A 16,717-nucleotide genomic window follows, 5' to 3' on the forward strand; every position below is an offset into this window, starting at 1 on the left:
TACAGGCAAAATCACACACATGCGACTTGATAAATTTATCGCACAGCAACTCGGTGTTAGCCGTGCTATTGCCGGGCGTGAAATCCGCGGCAATCGTGTCACCGTCGATGGCGAAATCGTCCGTAATGCAGCGTTCAAACTGCTCCCTGAACACGATGTAGCTTATGATGGCAATCCGCTGGCGCAGCAACACGGCCCGCGTTATTTCATGCTCAACAAGCCCCAGGGCTATGTTTGCTCAACTGATGACCCGGATCACCCAACGGTGCTCTATTTTCTGGATGAACCTGTGGCGTGGAAACTGCACGCGGCAGGGCGGTTGGATATTGATACCACCGGTCTGGTGCTGATGACTGACGATGGTCAGTGGTCGCATCGCATTACTTCTCCGCGTCATCATTGTGAGAAGACCTATCTGGTGACGCTGGAATCTCCGGTAGCGGACGATACGGCAGAACAATTTGCCAAAGGCGTGCAGTTACATAACGAAAAAGATCTCACTAAGCCCGCGGTGCTGGAAGTGATTACCCCTACGCAGGTCCGTCTGACCATCAGTGAAGGGCGTTATCATCAGGTGAAACGCATGTTTGCCGCCGTGGGCAACCACGTGGTGGAATTGCACCGTGAACGCATTGGCGGTATTACACTGGATGCAGATTTAGCGCCCGGGGAATATCGTCCATTAACTGCAGAAGAAATTGCCAGCGTTGGTTAACACTTTCATTTTATTCAGGAGCCCGTTGTGACCACTCGACAGCATTCGTCGTTTGCTATTGTCTTTATCCTTGGCCTTTTGGCCATGTTAATGCCGCTGTCGATTGATATGTATCTGCCCGCGCTGCCAGTGATTTCAGCGCAGTTTGGTGTGCCAGCGGGTAGCACACAGATGACCCTGAGTACCTATATTCTGGGTTTTGCGTTGGGGCAGTTAATCTACGGGCCGATGGCGGATAGCTTCGGGCGCAAGCCGGTTGTTCTCGGTGGTACGCTGGTGTTTGCCGCGGCGGCGGTGGCGTGCGCGCTGGCGCAAACCATCGATCAGCTGATTGTGATGCGTTTCTTCCACGGTCTGGCTGCGGCTGCAGCCAGCGTGGTAATCAACGCTTTGATGCGCGATATCTACCCGAAAGAAGAGTTCTCGCGGATGATGTCGTTTGTCATGCTGGTAACGACTATTGCGCCACTGATGGCACCGATAGTTGGCGGCTGGGTGCTGGTGTGGTTGAGCTGGCATTACATCTTCTGGATCCTCGCTGTGGCGGCAATTCTGGCTTCGGCAATGATTTTCTTCCTGATTAAAGAAACGTTGCCGCCAGAGCGTCGCCAACCGTTCCACATTCGTACCACTATCGGTAACTTTGCTGCGCTGTTCCGCCATAAGCGTGTCCTGAGTTATATGCTGGCCAGCGGTTTCAGCTTCGCCGGGATGTTCTCATTCTTAAGCGCCGGGCCGTTTGTCTACATTGAAATTAACCACGTCGCGCCGGAAAACTTTGGTTATTACTTTGCGCTAAACATTGTTTTCCTGTTCGTGATGACCATCTTTAACAGCCGCTTTGTCCGCCGGATTGGCGCGTTAAATATGTTCCGCTCTGGGTTGTGGATCCAGTTCGTCATGGCGGCATGGATGGTCATCAGTGCGCTGCTGGGGCTAGGTTTCTGGTCGCTGGTGGTTGGCGTTGCGGCGTTTGTGGGTTGCGTATCGATGGTGTCATCCAATGCGATGGCGGTCATTCTTGATGAGTTTCCCCATATGGCTGGAACGGCGTCGTCGTTGGCTGGAACTTTCCGTTTTGGCATTGGCGCAGTTGTTGGCGCTTTGCTTTCTTTGGCTACCTTCAATTCCGCATGGCCGATGATCTGGTCCATTGCTTTCTGTGCGACCAGTTCCATTCTCTTCTGCCTTTACGCCAGTCGACCGAAAAAACGGTGATCTATTGCACAACGGGGAAGCTAAAAGGCTTCCTTTGTTGATGCATGTCAACCGCAAATCTATCATTCCCCCGATATATGTTTATTTTATGTAAACTCAATTTATGTAAAAAGTCACATCATTGTAGTTAAAAAGGTTGAGTTAGATCGCAGAAACGGGTACATATAGCCCCGCAAACGTGACCACGCCCGCAGATATCATTTAAACCAGAACAATAGCGGCCACGCAGGCGAGGCATCAATCTTTACGATCTGTTGAAGGACAGATTGTTGATGATGTGTTAAAATTAATGTAAATAAATTGTGAAGTAAATGTGCTTCCGGGGAAAATAAGTGACTTCATTACAACTCTCAATCGTCCATCGACTGCCGCAGAACTATCGTTGGTCTGCTGGTTTCGCAGGTTCGAAAGTTGAACCGATTCCGCAAAATGGACAGTGCGGCGACAACAGCCTGGTGGCGCTTAAATTACTTAGCCCGGATGGCGATAACGCATGGTCGGTGATGTACAAACTAAGCCAGGCGTTAAGCGATATTGAAGTTCCGTGTTCTGTTCTGGAATGCGAAGGTGAGCCGTGCCTGTTTGTAAATCGCCAGGACGAGTTTGCAGCGACATGCCGACTGAAAAATTTTGGTGTGGCCATTGCCGAACCTTTCTCAAACTACAATCCATTTTAAGCGTCAGCTCAACGCCAGTAGCTGACGCGTATACTCCTGCTGCGGTGCGGCAAACACGCGCGCGCACGGTCCTTGTTCCACCACTTCTCCCTGTCGCAGCACGATCACCTGATGACATAACGCGCGGACAACGTGCAAATCATGGCTGATAAACAAATAGGCCAGTTGATGTTTTTGTTGCAATGATTTCAATAACGTCAATATTTGCGCCTGTACCGTTTTGTCGAGCGATGACGTTGGTTCATCAAGAATGATTAGCGAAGGTTTAAGAATCAATGCTCTGGCAATTGCAATACGTTGTCTCTGACCACCAGAGAACTCCGCCGGATAACGGTGGCGCGTTTCAGGATCTAACCCCACTTCATGCATTACGGCTTTCACTTGTTCTTCGCGTTGTACGGCAGAGAGCGTCGGTTGGTGAACCCTTAACCCTTCCTCAATAATTTGCAACACGTTGAGTCGCGGATTGAGTGAGGAGTTCGGATCCTGGAATACTACCTGAATGCGATGGCGGATTGGCAATAGCTGGCGACGATTTAAATTTTGCAATGGCTGACCGTCAAAGACGATGCTGCCTTGAGAGTTAATCAACCGCAGCAGCGCCAGCCCCGTTGTGCTTTTGCCGGAACCGGACTCGCCCACTAAACCCAGCGTTTCACCCGCCCGTAGCGTAAAACTGACGCTTTTCACCACCACGTTATGATCGACGATGCGCTTCAGGAGTCCTTTGCGAATGGGGAAGGCGACCTGAAGCTGTTCAACATCAAGCAACGTTGAGGCTGGTTCTGGCAACGGCACGGGATCGCCTGACGGTTCGCTGTTGAGTAACTTTTGCGTATAAGGATGTTCAGGAGAGGCAAAGAGCGTAACGGCGTTATTTTGCTCCACACTGCGACCGTTTTGCATTACCGCCACGCGGTGGGCCAGTTTTCTGACAATGCTGAGGTTATGAGTAATAAACAGCATACCCATATTCAGCTCGCCTTGCAGCTCGCGCAACAGTTGCAAAATCTGCGCCTGGACAGAGACGTCCAGTGCAGTGGTTGGCTCATCAGCAATCAATAACTCCGGTCGTGTGAGAAGAGCCATTGCAATCATCACCCGCTGGCGTTCACCGCCGGAGAGCTGATGCGGGTAATCTGACAGCCGTTTTGCCGCCTGACGGATACCGACGCGATCAAGGCAATTAAGGATTTCTCCACGCGCTGCTTCCCGACGCATCCCGCGGTGGAGTGAAAGCACTTCATAAAGCTGTTTTTCCAGGGTATGCAATGGATTTAACGACACCATCGGTTCCTGGAAAATCATGGCAATCTTATTTCCCCGCACGCCACGTAATGTTTGCTCGCTGGCATGAAACAGCGATTCGCCATGAAAACGAATATCACCAGCGAGATATTCAACCGGCGGGGAAGGGAGCAGGCGTAAAATTGACAGCGCGGTAACGCTCTTACCCGAACCAGACTCACCCACCAGCGCCAGCGTTTCGCCAGCTTCAATGTGTAGTGAAACATCATTCACTACGGTACGTACGGTTTGCTGATGGCGAAAACCCACCGACAAATTTTCAATCGCTAACAGAGTTTGCGCCATGCTACACCGCCTTATTAGGATCAAATGCGTCGCGGACTGCTTCACCGATAAAGATCAGCAAAGACAATAATATCGCCACCGACAAGAAGGCGGTGATCCCAAGCCACGGGGCCTGCAGGTTATTTTTCCCTTGTAATAGCAGTTCGCCGAGCGACGGTGAACCGAGCGGCAACCCGAAGCCGAGGAAATCGAGCGAGGTCAGGGTGGTTATTGAACTACATAAAATAAACGGTAAAAAGGTGAGAGTAGCGACCATTGCATTTGGCAACATATGACGCAGGATGATACTGCGATCGCTGACGCCAAGCGCCTGCGCCGCGCGGATGTAGTCAAAATTACGGGTACGTAAAAACTCCGCGCGCACCACGCCGACCAGACTCATCCAGCCAAACAAGACAGTAATTGCCAGCAGCCACCAGAAGTTAGGCTGTACGACGCTGGAAAGTAAAATAATCAAAAACAGCGTCGGCATCCCCGACCATACTTCAATAAAGCGTTGTCCCCAGAGATCGACTTTCCCACCGTAATAACCTTGCAGCGCCCCCGCCAGCACGCCCATCACACTGGAGCAGAGTGTCAACATCAGACCAAACAGAACCGAGATCCGCGTGCCATACAGAATGCGCGCCAGCACATCACCGCCGTTGGCATCCGTTCCCAGCCAGTTTTGCCGGGAAGGTGGGGAAGGGAAGGGCTTATCGGTAGCAAAGTTGATACTGGTAGCGCCAAAGCGAATCGGCGCCCACAGTACCCAGCCGTTATTTTCCAGTCGCTGTTTCAGCCACGGGTCCTGATAATCAGCCTGACTTGCCAGCGGGCCGCCAAAATCGCTCTCACTGTAGTTTTTCAGCAATGGGAAATACCAGCTGCCGTCATAACGCACCAGCAACGGTTTATCGTTGGCGATCAGTTCAGAACACAAACTCAAACCAAACAAGACGAGGAAAATCCATAACGACCAGTAGCCGCGACGGTTGTGACGAAAACGCGCCCAACGGGCCTGATTGACGGGGCTGAGTCGCGACATTAGCGTCCCTCGAAATCAATACGCGGATCGACCAGCGTATAGCTGATATCACTGACAATATTCAGCAGCAGGCCAATCAGGGTGAAAATGTACAGGGTGCCAAACATCACCGGATAATCGCGCGAGACGGTCGCTTCGTAGCCCAGTAAACCGAGGCCATTGAGCGAAAACATCACCTCAATCAACAGCGAGCCGGTGAAAAACATGCTGATAAACGTCGCCGGAAAACCGGCAATCACCAGCAGCATGGCGTTGCGGAACACATGTTTCCAGAGAATGTTTTTCTCACTTACCCCTTTCGCACGCGCGGTCACCACGTATTGCTTACGCACTTCATCAAGGAATGAGTTTTTTGTCAGCATCGTGAGCGCCGCAAAGCCGCCAATCACCGTCGCCAGCACCGGCAGCGTGATATGCCACAGATAATCCGTGATTTTCTGATACCACGGCAGCGAATCAAAGTTAGCGGAAACCAGGCCGCGTAGAGGGAACAGGTCGAAATAGCTGCCGCCCGCGAAGAAGACAATCAGCAGGATGGCAAACAAAAAGGCTGGAATGGCGTAGCCGATGATGATAAATGCGCTACTCCAGACGTCAAAGCGGCTGCCGTTATAAACGGCTTTGCGAATACCCAACGGAATCGACACCAGATAGATAATTAGCGTGCTCCACAATCCGAGTGTGATGGAAACCGGCAGACTGTCTTTAATCAGTGTCAGCACCGAAGCGCTGCGAAACAGGCTGTCGCCAAAATCAAAGCGGATGTAGTCCCAGAGCATTTTGAAGTAACGTTCGTGGATCGGCTTATCGAAACCGTAGCGATGGGTGATCTCAGCGATCACTTCTGGATCTAACCCGCGTCCGCCACGGTAATTACTGTCGCTGATATTGCCGACGCCCGTCTGTGCGTGGCTGGCACGAACGCCTTCGCCGCCTGCGCCGGGTAATACTCCGGCATTACCAAACTCAATGGCGGCGATGGCCTGGTCGACGGGACCGCCAGGCGCAATTTGCACGATGAAAAAGTTGATGGTGATAATCGCCCATAACGTTGGGATCACCAACAACAGACGGCGAATCAGGTAAGCGCCCATCTACTCTCCCTGTTTGCTGGCGGACGGTAGTTTGGCCGCTTTATTAACGTCATACCACCAGGTATCGATACCCAGGCTGTAAATAGGGCGCACAGCGGGTTGGGAGAATTTATCCCACCAGGCGAGACGGTCTTCCGCCATGTACCACATCGGCAGCATGTAATAATTCCACGTTAATACGCGATCCAGGGCGCGTCCCAGCGGCAGTAATTTTTCTTTATTTCCTTGGGCGGCAATAATCTGGTTGATCAGCGAATCGATAACCGGACTTTGCACGCCGGGGGCATTATAAGTGGAGTTGATATATTCCGATGACCAGGAGATCTGTAAATCGGAACTGGGCCACGGCATTGCCCGCCACACGCGCGGCATCATGTCATAGTCGCGGCTGCGCATTCGGTTGGTGATTTGCGAGTTATCAACCTTGCGAATGTCCATGTTGATACCCAGCCGTTGCAGGCTATGTTGGAACGGCAATACCCACTGGCTATTACTGCTTGCGGGAAGCAATAATTCAAAGCTGAGTGGCTGGCCTGTGGTGGCATTAACGCGTTGCTGACCTTTCAGCACCCAGCCTGCATCGTTGAGAAGTTTGTCGGCTTTTAACAGGTTGTCGCGGTCGTAGCCATCGCCTTTGGACGCTGGTGGCTGGTAGATTTGTGTGAACACTTCTGGCGGTAGATCTTTTTTCATTGGCGCAAGTAGCACCAGTTCTGCAGCGTCAGGGTAATTTCTGGCCGCGTATTCGGTATTCTGGAAATAACTGTTCGTGCGACTCCAGGCATTGTAAAACAACGCCTTATTCATCCATTCAAAGTCAAAGGCGAGGGTGATGGCTTCCCGGACCCGGCGATCGCTGAAGACCGGACGCTGAATATTAAACGCCAGCCAGCGCGTATCCTGGGCTGATTCGTTCTTTTGCTCATCTTTAATGATGTATTTTTTATCGAAATTCTTACCGGTATAGCGCGTGGCCCAGTTTTTGGCGTCGTTTTCCATGCGCAAATCAAAGGCACCGGCTTTAAACGCTTCAAAGGCGACATTATCATCGAGGTAATAATCGTAGCGAATGGTGTCGAAATTCCAGCGACCACGATTTACCGGTAAATCGGCTGCCCAGTAATCTTTAACGCGAGAATAGACAATATTCTGGCCCATTTTCCAGGATGTAATGCGGTAAGGACCACTGGCAAGCGGAGGTGTAGAGAGTGGGTCGCTCAGTTTATGATCCTTCCAGTATTTCTCAGGAAACACGGGGAGTGAAAACAGACTAAGCATATCTTCTTTGCCTGGTTTGGCTAATTCAATTCGCACGGTTAATGGCGCTATGGCTTTGACCGTTGTGCCTTTGTATACCAGGCGAAACTGCGGCACACCTTCGGTCATAAATTTTTGAAAAGTAAACTCAACGTCGCGTGCGGTAATCGGCGATCCATCATGAAAACGGGCGCGCGGATTGATAGCGACTTCTACCCAGGAATAATCGTCGGCATAGCGCGCGCTTTCGGCAATCAGCGGGTAATAACTGCCGGGTTCATCATCGGAAGTGGTAAATAGCGTGTCGTACAGTTGCTCGGTGCGTGCACCGGGGTTTCCGCGTAGTGCATAGCGGTTGAAATTATCGAAGGTGCCAATAGAGGATAATGTTATCTGCCCGCCCTTTGGCGCAGCGGGATTCACATAATCAAAATGGTTGAAATTAAAAGCATACCGGGGTTCTCCCAGCACCGCAAAGGCATAGCTTTCCTTGATAGCCTGCGCCTGCGCACCGAAGGTGAACAGGGTGATAAACAGCAGCAGTATGCGCACAATCATCTGCAACGGATTTCCTTTTACTCATCATTAGCCGCAATCCGGCATGCTTTAACTATGAATAATAAGGGACACAAGCACACCTTACCACTGCGGCGTATGCGGTTTCTCCAGCCAGCGGACAAAATCATCCATCGGTAAGGGGCGGCTAATCCAATAACCTTGTAGGAAATTAACACCGCGCTCACGTAGCCAGCGCGCCTGTTCCGGCGTTTCGACCCCTTCAGCAACCGTCAGCATATTGAGACGTTTCGCCAGCGTGAGCACTGCGTCAAGTACCGGAGATGTGACCGTTTCCGTACCTATAGCATTGATAAACCCACGGTCAATTTTCAGATACTCGAGTGTAAAGCGTTCCAGATAGATAAGCGCGCTGTGTCCGGTGCCGAAGTCATCAATAGCAATTTCCACGCCGACAGAGTGCAGCCAGGCGAACAGTTTTGTGGCCTCATGCTCTTTCAGCATATCGCGCTCGGTTATCTCCAGTACAATCTGGAAATGGTGTGCGGGTAGGGAGGCGAGCAGTCGATGTATGTCCGCTTTAAAGCTCTCGCTGTGCAGATGGTCCGGTGCGATATTAATGCCAAACTTTATGCCCACCGGCAGTACGTTTTGTAATTCAGCCGCATCACGGGCTATGAGCTCAAACAGATGCTGGGTCAGCGGCACGATCATCTTTTGCGATTCGGCATATTGAATGAAGGCATCCGGCGGGATTTCACCTGCTACAGGGTGACGCCAGCGTAGTAGCACTTCCAGGCCCGTGACCTGCAGCGTTTGTGTATCAACCACCGGCTGATACACCAGGTAAAATTGCTCACGTTTGATGGCAGCCATAATTTCTCTGCCTGGGCGCATACGCACACTCATCAGGTAATAGCAGAGCAGGCCAACGACAGTTCCGCTCATACCGCCCAGTAAAAACGCATACCACACATCGTTCCATGTCCAGTCATCAGCATAAAGCCGAACGGTCAGCGGAAGGCCCGCAATTTTGGTTTCGCGTACTGGTTTGCCGGATAACTCACGGACGTTCATCAAATGCGACGCAAATGTCGAGAGCACGGTATCGCCAATAATGAGTGCGATTCCGTCGAAATCTTGCTGACGAGAGCTATAGAGAAGATACGGCGTCAGGTGCAGATTTAATGCTGCAAAAACGCCGCTATTTTTCAATAAAGGGTTGCGATACCAGATGACGATAGCGGGTTTGTTGGGCACCATTGGCGTGCCAGGTAACATCGCCATATCGACGTCTTTGTTAATATCGAGCGCCGGGATCAACTCATTGAGCGGTATATCCATCTCCCCCGTTGCTGATGAACAAAAGCTCTTTTTATCTTTCACCAGCACAAATGTACGAACATTCATGCTAAACGCCGCGCGGGCAGTCAGTTCAGGGTTAGCCTGCTGACAGGTATCTAAGGTGAGCGGCTGTAGGCGGTCAGTGGTTGATTTCAGGTCGGCGAAATAGGTATCGAGATACTTTTGTACGTCGGTAATCAGTGTGTCGTATTTGACTTCGTGTTTATGCCAGGCGACCAAAAACTGAAGACAGCTGACCAGTATTGCAATCATCACGCCCGCAATAATGCAGGTAAGCAGGATCTTACGTCCGGAAGAGGGAGCGCGTATGAACATGGTTCCGTTAATATTCCTGAGATTACGAAGCGCTGAAGTGTAAGAGAATGACGGGACTATAGCCTGGTTCAAGGCACGTAAACATCATTCTCTATGATGAATGAAAATAAAAAAGCACTGCTTAAGCAGTGCCTTCAGTTAACTCGTCAGGATAGCCAAGGGATTGCATCCAAACGGTTTATTAGCTGCGGCTAAGAACCCGACGTGCTTCGTTGTAACGCTTTTTCCAGTACGGCTCATTCATGCTGGAAATGATAACACCACTGCTGGTGGAAGCATGAACGAACTGATTGTTGCCGATATAAATACCGACATGGCGTCCAGTTGAACCAGCACGGAACAGAACTAAGTCACCTGTACGCAAATTACTGCGGGAAACTGACTTGCCCATTTCCTGCTGTTCATAAGTTGAACGAGGAAGTTCTAAGCCAAATTGTTCGCGGAATGTACGCTGTACGAAACCAGAACAATCGATACCTTTTTTAGTGCTGCCACCCAGACGATAACGGACGCCTTTCCAGTCAGCATACTGATCCATAATTCGCGATTTTACGTCGACATTACGAACCAGGTTTTCAAATTCATCCTGAGAAGCTTGCAGTGATGATGTTTCACTACCCACTGCACGTGTCTCAGGATGCATATTCTTTGCGGTGTTATTTGCACTACATGCAGAAAGCAGAACCGCTACTGCAATCGCGGGAATCCCGCGCAAGATATATCTCAAAATCGGTTGAGATTTGACCATGTTGTTTGTTTTCCCTTGAAGTCCTTAACGACAAATATCGTTATAAAAAAATGCCAAGCGACACGAGACTAATTACCTGGGCATGTTGAAACAATTCCTTAAGGCCAAATCTGTGGACTAACGCACAAAATTATATGCTGTGAGGATAATCTACTGCCGAGGCAAAACGAGTTCGAGATTACCCGATTGACGCGGTCTTGGCGAGTGGTTTTACATGATTTTTTATAAGAAAAAGTGATACAGAAAGTTAATAAACGGGATTGGTCAATTAAAGTACGATAGGCTAAAAGATGCGCAATCCATTCATTTGCTTAGAGAATGATTATTTCACTTAATGAGCGAGAGCAAAGTCGCACATCATCAGGATTATCTTCACTATGAAAATAAACCTGACAATGTTAATTACTGTGAGTTATTTGTTTTATGAATGTTTATTTTTGCCAGGGAGTGATTTGTCAAAAAAGGCGATTAATCGATCACTTAGAGGGGTCATTAGCCACCAGGGCAACCCAATCAATATCACCGTCATGGAACCGACAATGATATCGGTAAACCAATGTGCGCCAATCATCACTCTGGGAAATGCAAAAACCACAAATATAATAAGGGCGATTACTCCTGCGACTTTTCCGAAATATCGCCACATAAAAGCGGAAAAAATAAGCAGCATCATGCCATGATCGCCGGGAAAACTATCTCGTGAGGCATCTTTCGTTGGAACAGAGAGCAGTTCGCTGACGCGGTTAATATCTGTAAAGGTCAATGTCGGACTGGCTCGTTTTACCGGAATCAATGCCTGACCCAACTGATTTAATACCACTGCGGTAAACAGCATAACCAGACCAATAATCACAATACGTCGTCTGCCGGGCGCGTTTTCTTTCAGCCAGAAACTCAGCATCAGTATTCCCATCGCCAGCAGTGAACAACCGTCGAAAGCGCGATTATTAGTCAACGCAACCAACCATAAAAAAGTCTTGCTTTCGACCAGTTTCTGATTAAAAAAATAAAAAATATCCGCATCAATCGGCAACCAGAATCCATGATTGACGGGAATGTACCAGGAAAGAAACAGCGCGAGGCCGACAATATTTAACAGCACTATTTGCGGCAAATTTTTGATCATATTATCTCTAATTATCTTACTGAAAAACGCAAGCAACCTTACGCGTTGGTCGCTAAACGAAGCTTCAACAGCGCGCTCTGTAAGGCGTTCCAGTCAGTTTCGCTGCTGGAAATCAGCTCAATGCGGCTATCCGGTGGTGCAACGTTTTGCGTTTCAATGTGCAGGTCATCGCCCTGACGGTTGATGCGCACAAGGCCTTCTGGTATCCGCATTACGCCTTTTACGCGTCCGACCGGCGCAAGTCGCGCCCATTCAAGGATGCCAATGGTGTCGAACACGGTATCAGCGTCGAATATCCAACCGCAGGCCTGATGTCCTTGTCCGCTATTCAGACTGCGACGCCAGCGTTGATGCTCTGGCAGGCTTAATGCCGCTAATCCTTTTTTCTCGTTATGTTGATGCGAATGAGTAGCGCTGGCGGGCAACTCAGTTAAATTTCGACGAGGTAAATCCAGAAGATAACCTTCAATTTGCCCATGATCGCTGTGAATTAATTGCCGTTCGCCACCGTTTTGTTGCCACCAGCGTTGTAACGCTTGCTCGCTTTCGGGCGTAGCACGGTCGGATTTATTGGCGACAATGATGTCTGCGGCAGCCAGTTGATCACGGAAGTTTTCATTGCTGATGCTTTTTTCGTCCAGCAGCAGGCGCGGATCGAGAATGCACAACGTAGCGCGCAGATCGATCCACGGTTCATAGACCGGCGCGGTTAACAGATCGAGGATCTGTTTCGGATGACCCAGTCCGGTCGGCTCTATCAGCAAGCGGTCAGGTTTTCCCTGGCGCAGCAAGGTATTCAGCCCCACCTGCATCGGTAAGCCATTGACGCAACACATGCAGCCACCGGGGATCTCTTTTAGCAAAGCGCCACTATCTGCGAGCAAAGCGCCGTCAATTCCGACTTCACCAAATTCATTAACCAGAACTGCCCATTTTTCGTTTGGATCTTTGTGGGCGAGCAGATGAAGAATAGAGGTTGTTTTCCCGCTGCCGAGAAAACCGGTGATGAGGTTGGTCCTGGTCACAACGGCTCCGCAATAATCAGATGAGTTAACTGTGCGTTAATCCTGGCTAAAAAAGCCGGAAAAGAGAAGAGAGAGGGCGGACGAAGCGATACTCCATCCGCTTTAACCGCAGAAATCGTTAAATTTTGAGGGTGTTTAATAGCGCCTGATGCGCGCCAAACAGCGCGATTTGTTGCCAGGCTTGTTCGATGGCCTGCACAAAATGCGGATTATCTGGCAGGTCATCACCGAATACTTCACGCAAAGAAAGCAGGGCGGTGACGCGTTGTTCATTGCTACTGCCTGCAACGAGGTCGTGAATTTTATCGTAAAGTGGATCGCGGACATCGATAGCTTTTCCGACATCATCAACGCCGCTCACATAGCGCATCCAGCCTGCGACGCCTAATGCCAGTAATGGCCAGTTTGTTTCTCTGGCCAGATGAATGCGAATCCCTGCTAACATACGTTGCGGTAATTTCTGACTGCCATCCATCGCGATTTGCCAGGTCTTATGTTTCAGCGCCGGATTGGCAAAACGTTCAATTAACGTATCCGCATAGTATGTTAAATCGACATCTTTAATCCGCAGCGTTGGCGCTTGCTCTTCCAGCATTAACGTTCTGGCGGCATGGCGAAACGCGCGGTCTTGCATGCAATCACTGATATGGGCGAATCCAGCCAGGTAGCCCAGATAAGCGAGAAAAGAGTGACTGCCATTAAGCATGCGCAGTTTCATCTCTTCCCACGGCAGGACATCATTCACCATTTGCACACCTGCAACTTCCCAGGTTGGACGCCCTGCGACGAAGTTATCTTCCACCACCCACTGGATAAAAGGCTCGCAGCTAATTGCACAGGGATCATTCACGCCCAGATATTGGCTAATTTCTGCCAGTGATTCTTCCGTTGCCGCCGGGACGATACGATCGACCATGGTTCCCGGAAAGCTGACGTGCTCTTTAATCCACTCGGCAAGTTCTGGAGAGCGTTTTTCAGCCATCCCCAGCACCGCGTTTTTCACCACATGGCCATTGTCGGGAATATTATCGCAGGAAAGTACGGTGAACGGCGCAAGGCCACGTTCGCGACGGCGTTTCAGTGCTTCGACGAGAATGCCTGGCGCGGAGTGAGGTTCTTCCGGGCTTTGTAAGTCGTGAATAATCCGCGAATTGTTGGTGTCGAGCGCACCGGTAGCCGGGTCGATACAATAACCTTTTTCGGTAATGGTCAGGGAAACAATTGCCACCTGCGGTTCGCAAAATTTCTCAATAATCGCTGCTAAGGAATCCAGTTTTGCATTCAGGCATTCATGAACGGCCCCGACAATAATCGCCTGATTGCCGTCTGCGCCTTTCTCCAGCACGGTATATAAATGATCCTGTTCGCGAAGTTGGCTCATTAGCAGATCGCCGCTGAACAAACTGATTTCACAGATCCCCCAATCGCTGCCCTGGGCATTCAGCACACGGTCGGTCAGTAACGCCTGATGTGCGCGGTGAAAGGCACCAAAACCAAAATGAACGATACGGGATTTCAATTGCTGGCGATCGTAGCGTGGAGTGTGAATGTGAGGCGGGAACGTAGTGGAGGCAATTGTGTTCATAGAAGTCACGTCTTAGTAACGATTGGTTAACAACGCTAGTGTAAAGTTATATGACAGCAATTGAAATTGGTCTGTATTGTTAATGCGATGAAGTGTGAGGGCGATCAATTTACAAGTGAATATTGCGGGCGAAAGGTGTTCAGGAAGCGCAAAATGAAGGATTGGTATAATAAATTAAAAAAGGGACCGCCTGAGCAGTCCCTTTTCTGAATGTGGCTGAAGTTAGTCAGCACGCCCCATATAACGGCGTTCTTCGATATGGATGCGGATTTTTTCGCCCGGGCTTAAGTATTCTGGTACCTGAATCACCAGGCCGGTGCTCAATGTCGCCGGTTTGTTACGGGCGCTGGCAGAAGCACCTTTGATGCCAGGAGCGGTTTCAACGATTTCCAGATCAACAGTCTGCGGCAGTTCAAGCGCCAGCAGTTGACCGTCCCAGGTCAGAACCTGCATGTCAGGCATGCCGCCTTCCGGCATAAACAGCAGTTCTTCTTCAATCTGATCTTTAGTGAAGGTATACGGGGTATAGTCTTCTTTATCCATAAAGACATATTCGTTGCCATCGACGTAGGAGAAGTCAACGTAGCGGCGGGTCAGCGTCACGGTATCAACGATATCATCGCCTTTAAAGCGTTCTTCCACTTTCAGCCCAGTACGGACGTCTGAAAAACGCATTTTGTACAGCGTAGCGGCACCGCGGGCGGTAGGCGACTGAATATCAATGTCCTTAACCAGCAGCAGTTTGCCGTTGTAATTCAGTACCATACCTTTTTTAATTTCGTTCGCTCTTGGCATCGAAAAATTCCTGTTGTCGAAAATGTCAAAAATATCGCGACAAACTACTCGCGACGGGCCTTTCAGGCAAGTGGTATTCGCACTTTTGCTGGTGCCCAAAAGGTGGTAAGGTGCGCGCTCCTCAATCCGGTGGTTAACCTTAAGAGAACAACGTATGGAATGCCGTCCGGGTTGCGGGGCGTGTTGCACCGCCCCCTCAATCTCCAGTCCTATTCCCGGTATGCCTGATGGCAAGCCCGCTAACACGCCCTGTATTCAGCTTGATGAACAACAACGCTGTAAAATTTTCACATCTCCATTACGACCGAAAGTTTGCGCAGGCTTACAGGCCAGTGCTGAAATGTGCGGTAACACGCGTCAGCAGGCCATGACCTGGCTTATCGATCTGGAAATGCTGACCGCGCCTTAAACATCTTTAATCCGCAGCAAGCAAAACAGAGTGGCAATAACCATCACCATCGCAAACCAGAACACCGCGTGATAATTCCAGATCTCGGCGACTACGCCCGCCACTGAACCAGCGATGATCCAGCCCACGCGCGACGTATTGGTATAGAGCGTGGTTGCTGAACCTGCCTGACCGGGCATCAGGTCCTGGAAATAGAGCATCCCGATACCGCCCAGAATGCCGATAAAAATAGCATTCAGCAGCTGTAAGCCCAACAGAATGACAGGTGAATGCGCCATCAGCATACCCGCGTAAAAGCAGACGCCACCTACGGCGGCAACGCGCATTAAGAAGCGCTTACCCAGACGTTTGGCAAAATATCCGGCAATCAACATGGTCGGGATTTCCAGCCCGGCGGCGGTCCCCATCATCACGCCCGCCAGTTTCTCAGGAAGATGCAGTTCGTTGATAATAAACAGCGGCATGTTGATGATGTACAGGCTGTTCGAGCCCCACATCAATGTACAAATCAGAAACAACAGCAGCGTATCGCGACGGTTATGGCGTGGGGCTTCAACCGTGTCAGTTGCCAGCGGCACCTCTTTTTGCATCGACGGTAAAAACAACCACACCATCACGCCGCAGACAATAAACGCCACCGCCGCGCTGAGATACATCACCGTAAAGCTGAATCCCATCGCTAAGGCATAAGCCAGCGGCGGGCCTATGACCCACGCTAACGAAACCTGGGCGCGTAAAAAAGAGCTGAACATCACCGCTTCACGCCCGGTTTTGTCGGCATGTTCACGGGCAAGAGCAAACATTTGCGGGTTGGCGGTAGAGCCAAAACTGCTTAAAAAAACGCCGATGAATAACAAAACAAAATAGTTGCGATTCCAGGCAAAAAGGGTACAGGCCAACACGCCTAACAGGCAGCAAAAGACAATCAGCGATTTACGATCGCCGCGTTTATCAGAGCGTCCGGCGAGAAATTGACTGACCAGAATTCCGATAACGGCACTACCAGTAAAGAAGAATCCCACCATCGCCGGGCGCGCGTGCACCTCATCAGTGAGGAAAATACTTAGCGTCGGGGTTTGCAGAGCACCTGCAATACCGGTGAGAAAGGCAACAATTAAAAACGCCGTTGACGTCAGGTCAAACGATTTCGCGCTGGAAACTGCGGGGGAGTTATGCATGCTGGTCGTTCAGTGAAAGATGAAGACGCGGAGTTTACGCTGCCTGTCAGAAAATAAACAGTCAGTGAAATCAA

The 16,717-nt window shown here is 50.2% G+C and carries 15 protein-coding genes; 4 read left to right on the forward strand and 11 right to left on the reverse strand.

Annotation, left to right across the window (positions count from 1 at the left end; all coding sequences use genetic code 11):
• Positions 1–19 precede the first annotated feature (19 nt).
• The 3 genes from rsuA (at position 20) to A9180_RS05040 (ending at position 2,610) form a co-directional block, all read left to right on the forward strand.
• Entirely contained in the window at positions 20–715 is a 696-nt protein-coding gene (rsuA, locus tag A9180_RS05030; protein WP_064526785.1) for a 16S rRNA pseudouridine(516) synthase RsuA, read from the forward strand.
• 27 nt (positions 716–742) lie between these two features.
• Positions 743–1,933: a multidrug efflux MFS transporter Bcr gene (gene bcr / locus A9180_RS05035; protein WP_064526787.1), complete on the forward strand. Its 1,191-nt coding sequence runs from the start codon at positions 743–745 to the stop codon at positions 1,931–1,933.
• A 332-nt stretch (positions 1,934–2,265) separates the two neighbouring features.
• Positions 2,266–2,610: a YejG family protein gene (locus tag A9180_RS05040; RefSeq protein ID WP_064526789.1), complete on the forward strand. Its 345-nt coding sequence runs from the start codon at positions 2,266–2,268 to the stop codon at positions 2,608–2,610.
• Between the two features lie 3 nt (positions 2,611–2,613).
• Here A9180_RS05040 and yejF read toward each other — a convergent pair whose 3' ends face one another.
• The 10 genes from yejF to yeiP all read right to left on the reverse strand — a co-directional run bounded on the left by yejF (position 2,614) and on the right by yeiP (position 15,056).
• Positions 2,614–4,203 (reverse strand): microcin C ABC transporter ATP-binding protein YejF, encoded by a 1,590-nt coding sequence (gene yejF / locus A9180_RS05045; RefSeq protein ID WP_064526791.1) that lies wholly within the window; start codon positions 4,201–4,203, stop codon positions 2,614–2,616.
• Position 4,204: 1 nt separating this feature from the next.
• On the reverse strand, positions 4,205–5,230 hold the full coding sequence (locus A9180_RS05050) for an ABC transporter permease (protein ID WP_000088916.1): 1,026 nt from the start codon (positions 5,228–5,230) through the stop codon (positions 4,205–4,207).
• A complete protein-coding gene (locus A9180_RS05055) occupies positions 5,230–6,324 on the reverse strand; it encodes a microcin C ABC transporter permease YejB (protein ID WP_000501604.1) in 1,095 nt (364 codons plus the stop codon). The genes A9180_RS05050 and A9180_RS05055 overlap by 1 nt, the downstream gene beginning before the upstream one ends.
• Positions 6,325–8,139, reverse strand: a complete 1,815-nt coding sequence (locus tag A9180_RS05060) for an extracellular solute-binding protein (protein ID WP_064526793.1) — start codon at positions 8,137–8,139, stop codon at positions 6,325–6,327.
• A gap of 81 nt (positions 8,140–8,220) precedes the next feature.
• Positions 8,221–9,777: a cyclic di-GMP phosphodiesterase gene (locus tag A9180_RS05065; RefSeq protein WP_064526795.1), complete on the reverse strand. Its 1,557-nt coding sequence runs from the start codon at positions 9,775–9,777 to the stop codon at positions 8,221–8,223.
• Between the two features lie 181 nt (positions 9,778–9,958).
• The gene (gene mepS, locus A9180_RS05070; protein WP_000241011.1) at positions 9,959–10,525 is read right to left on the reverse strand and encodes a bifunctional murein DD-endopeptidase/murein LD-carboxypeptidase; all 567 of its coding nucleotides are present in this window, start codon (positions 10,523–10,525) and stop codon (positions 9,959–9,961) included.
• A gap of 421 nt (positions 10,526–10,946) precedes the next feature.
• Positions 10,947–11,651 (reverse strand): Kdo(2)-lipid A phosphotransferase, encoded by a 705-nt coding sequence (lpxT, locus tag A9180_RS05075; RefSeq protein ID WP_064526796.1) that lies wholly within the window; start codon positions 11,649–11,651, stop codon positions 10,947–10,949.
• A 38-nt stretch (positions 11,652–11,689) separates the two neighbouring features.
• Positions 11,690–12,676, reverse strand: a complete 987-nt coding sequence (gene yeiR / locus A9180_RS05080; RefSeq protein ID WP_064526798.1) for a zinc-binding GTPase YeiR — start codon at positions 12,674–12,676, stop codon at positions 11,690–11,692.
• A gap of 118 nt (positions 12,677–12,794) precedes the next feature.
• Positions 12,795–14,261, reverse strand: a complete 1,467-nt coding sequence (locus tag A9180_RS05085; RefSeq protein WP_064526799.1) for a mannitol dehydrogenase family protein — start codon at positions 14,259–14,261, stop codon at positions 12,795–12,797.
• A 222-nt stretch (positions 14,262–14,483) separates the two neighbouring features.
• Positions 14,484–15,056 (reverse strand): elongation factor P-like protein YeiP, encoded by a 573-nt coding sequence (gene yeiP, locus A9180_RS05090; RefSeq protein ID WP_001136827.1) that lies wholly within the window; start codon positions 15,054–15,056, stop codon positions 14,484–14,486.
• 154 nt (positions 15,057–15,210) lie between these two features.
• Here yeiP and A9180_RS05095 point away from each other — a divergent pair, with 154 nt between their 5' ends.
• On the forward strand, positions 15,211–15,465 hold the full coding sequence (locus A9180_RS05095) for a YkgJ family cysteine cluster protein (protein WP_064526801.1): 255 nt from the start codon (positions 15,211–15,213) through the stop codon (positions 15,463–15,465).
• Here the strand turns inward: A9180_RS05095 and setB are convergent.
• Positions 15,462–16,643, reverse strand: a complete 1,182-nt coding sequence (gene setB, locus A9180_RS05100; RefSeq protein WP_064526803.1) for a sugar efflux transporter SetB — start codon at positions 16,641–16,643, stop codon at positions 15,462–15,464. The genes A9180_RS05095 and setB overlap by 4 nt on opposite strands.
• Positions 16,644–16,717 lie beyond the last annotated feature (74 nt).

This window comes from Escherichia sp. B1147, from assembly GCF_001660175.1.
GTDB lineage: Bacteria > Pseudomonadota > Gammaproteobacteria > Enterobacterales > Enterobacteriaceae > Escherichia > Escherichia whittamii.

Bases quoted from the DNA above. Each gene is read 5' to 3' on its own strand.
- rsuA (WP_064526785.1), top strand. From the start codon at position 20: ATGCGACTTGATAAATTTATCGCACAGCAACTCGGTGTTAGCCGTGCT.
- yejF (WP_064526791.1), bottom strand. From the start codon at position 4,203: ATGGCGCAAACTCTGTTAGCGATTGAAAATTTGTCGGTGGGTTTTCGC.
- A9180_RS05050 (WP_000088916.1), bottom strand. From the start codon at position 5,230: ATGTCGCGACTCAGCCCCGTCAATCAGGCCCGTTGGGCGCGTTTTCGT.
- A9180_RS05055 (WP_000501604.1), bottom strand. From the start codon at position 6,324: ATGGGCGCTTACCTGATTCGCCGTCTGTTGTTGGTGATCCCAACGTTA.
- A9180_RS05060 (WP_064526793.1), bottom strand. From the start codon at position 8,139: ATGATTGTGCGCATACTGCTGCTGTTTATCACCCTGTTCACCTTCGGT.
- A9180_RS05065 (WP_064526795.1), bottom strand. From the start codon at position 9,777: ATGTTCATACGCGCTCCCTCTTCCGGACGTAAGATCCTGCTTACCTGC.
- mepS (WP_000241011.1), bottom strand. From the start codon at position 10,525: ATGGTCAAATCTCAACCGATTTTGAGATATATCTTGCGCGGGATTCCC.
- lpxT (WP_064526796.1), bottom strand. From the start codon at position 11,651: ATGATCAAAAATTTGCCGCAAATAGTGCTGTTAAATATTGTCGGCCTC.
- A9180_RS05085 (WP_064526799.1), bottom strand. From the start codon at position 14,261: ATGAACACAATTGCCTCCACTACGTTCCCGCCTCACATTCACACTCCA.
- yeiP (WP_001136827.1), bottom strand. From the start codon at position 15,056: ATGCCAAGAGCGAACGAAATTAAAAAAGGTATGGTACTGAATTACAAC.
- A9180_RS05095 (WP_064526801.1), top strand. From the start codon at position 15,211: ATGGAATGCCGTCCGGGTTGCGGGGCGTGTTGCACCGCCCCCTCAATC.
- setB (WP_064526803.1), bottom strand. From the start codon at position 16,643: ATGCATAACTCCCCCGCAGTTTCCAGCGCGAAATCGTTTGACCTGACG.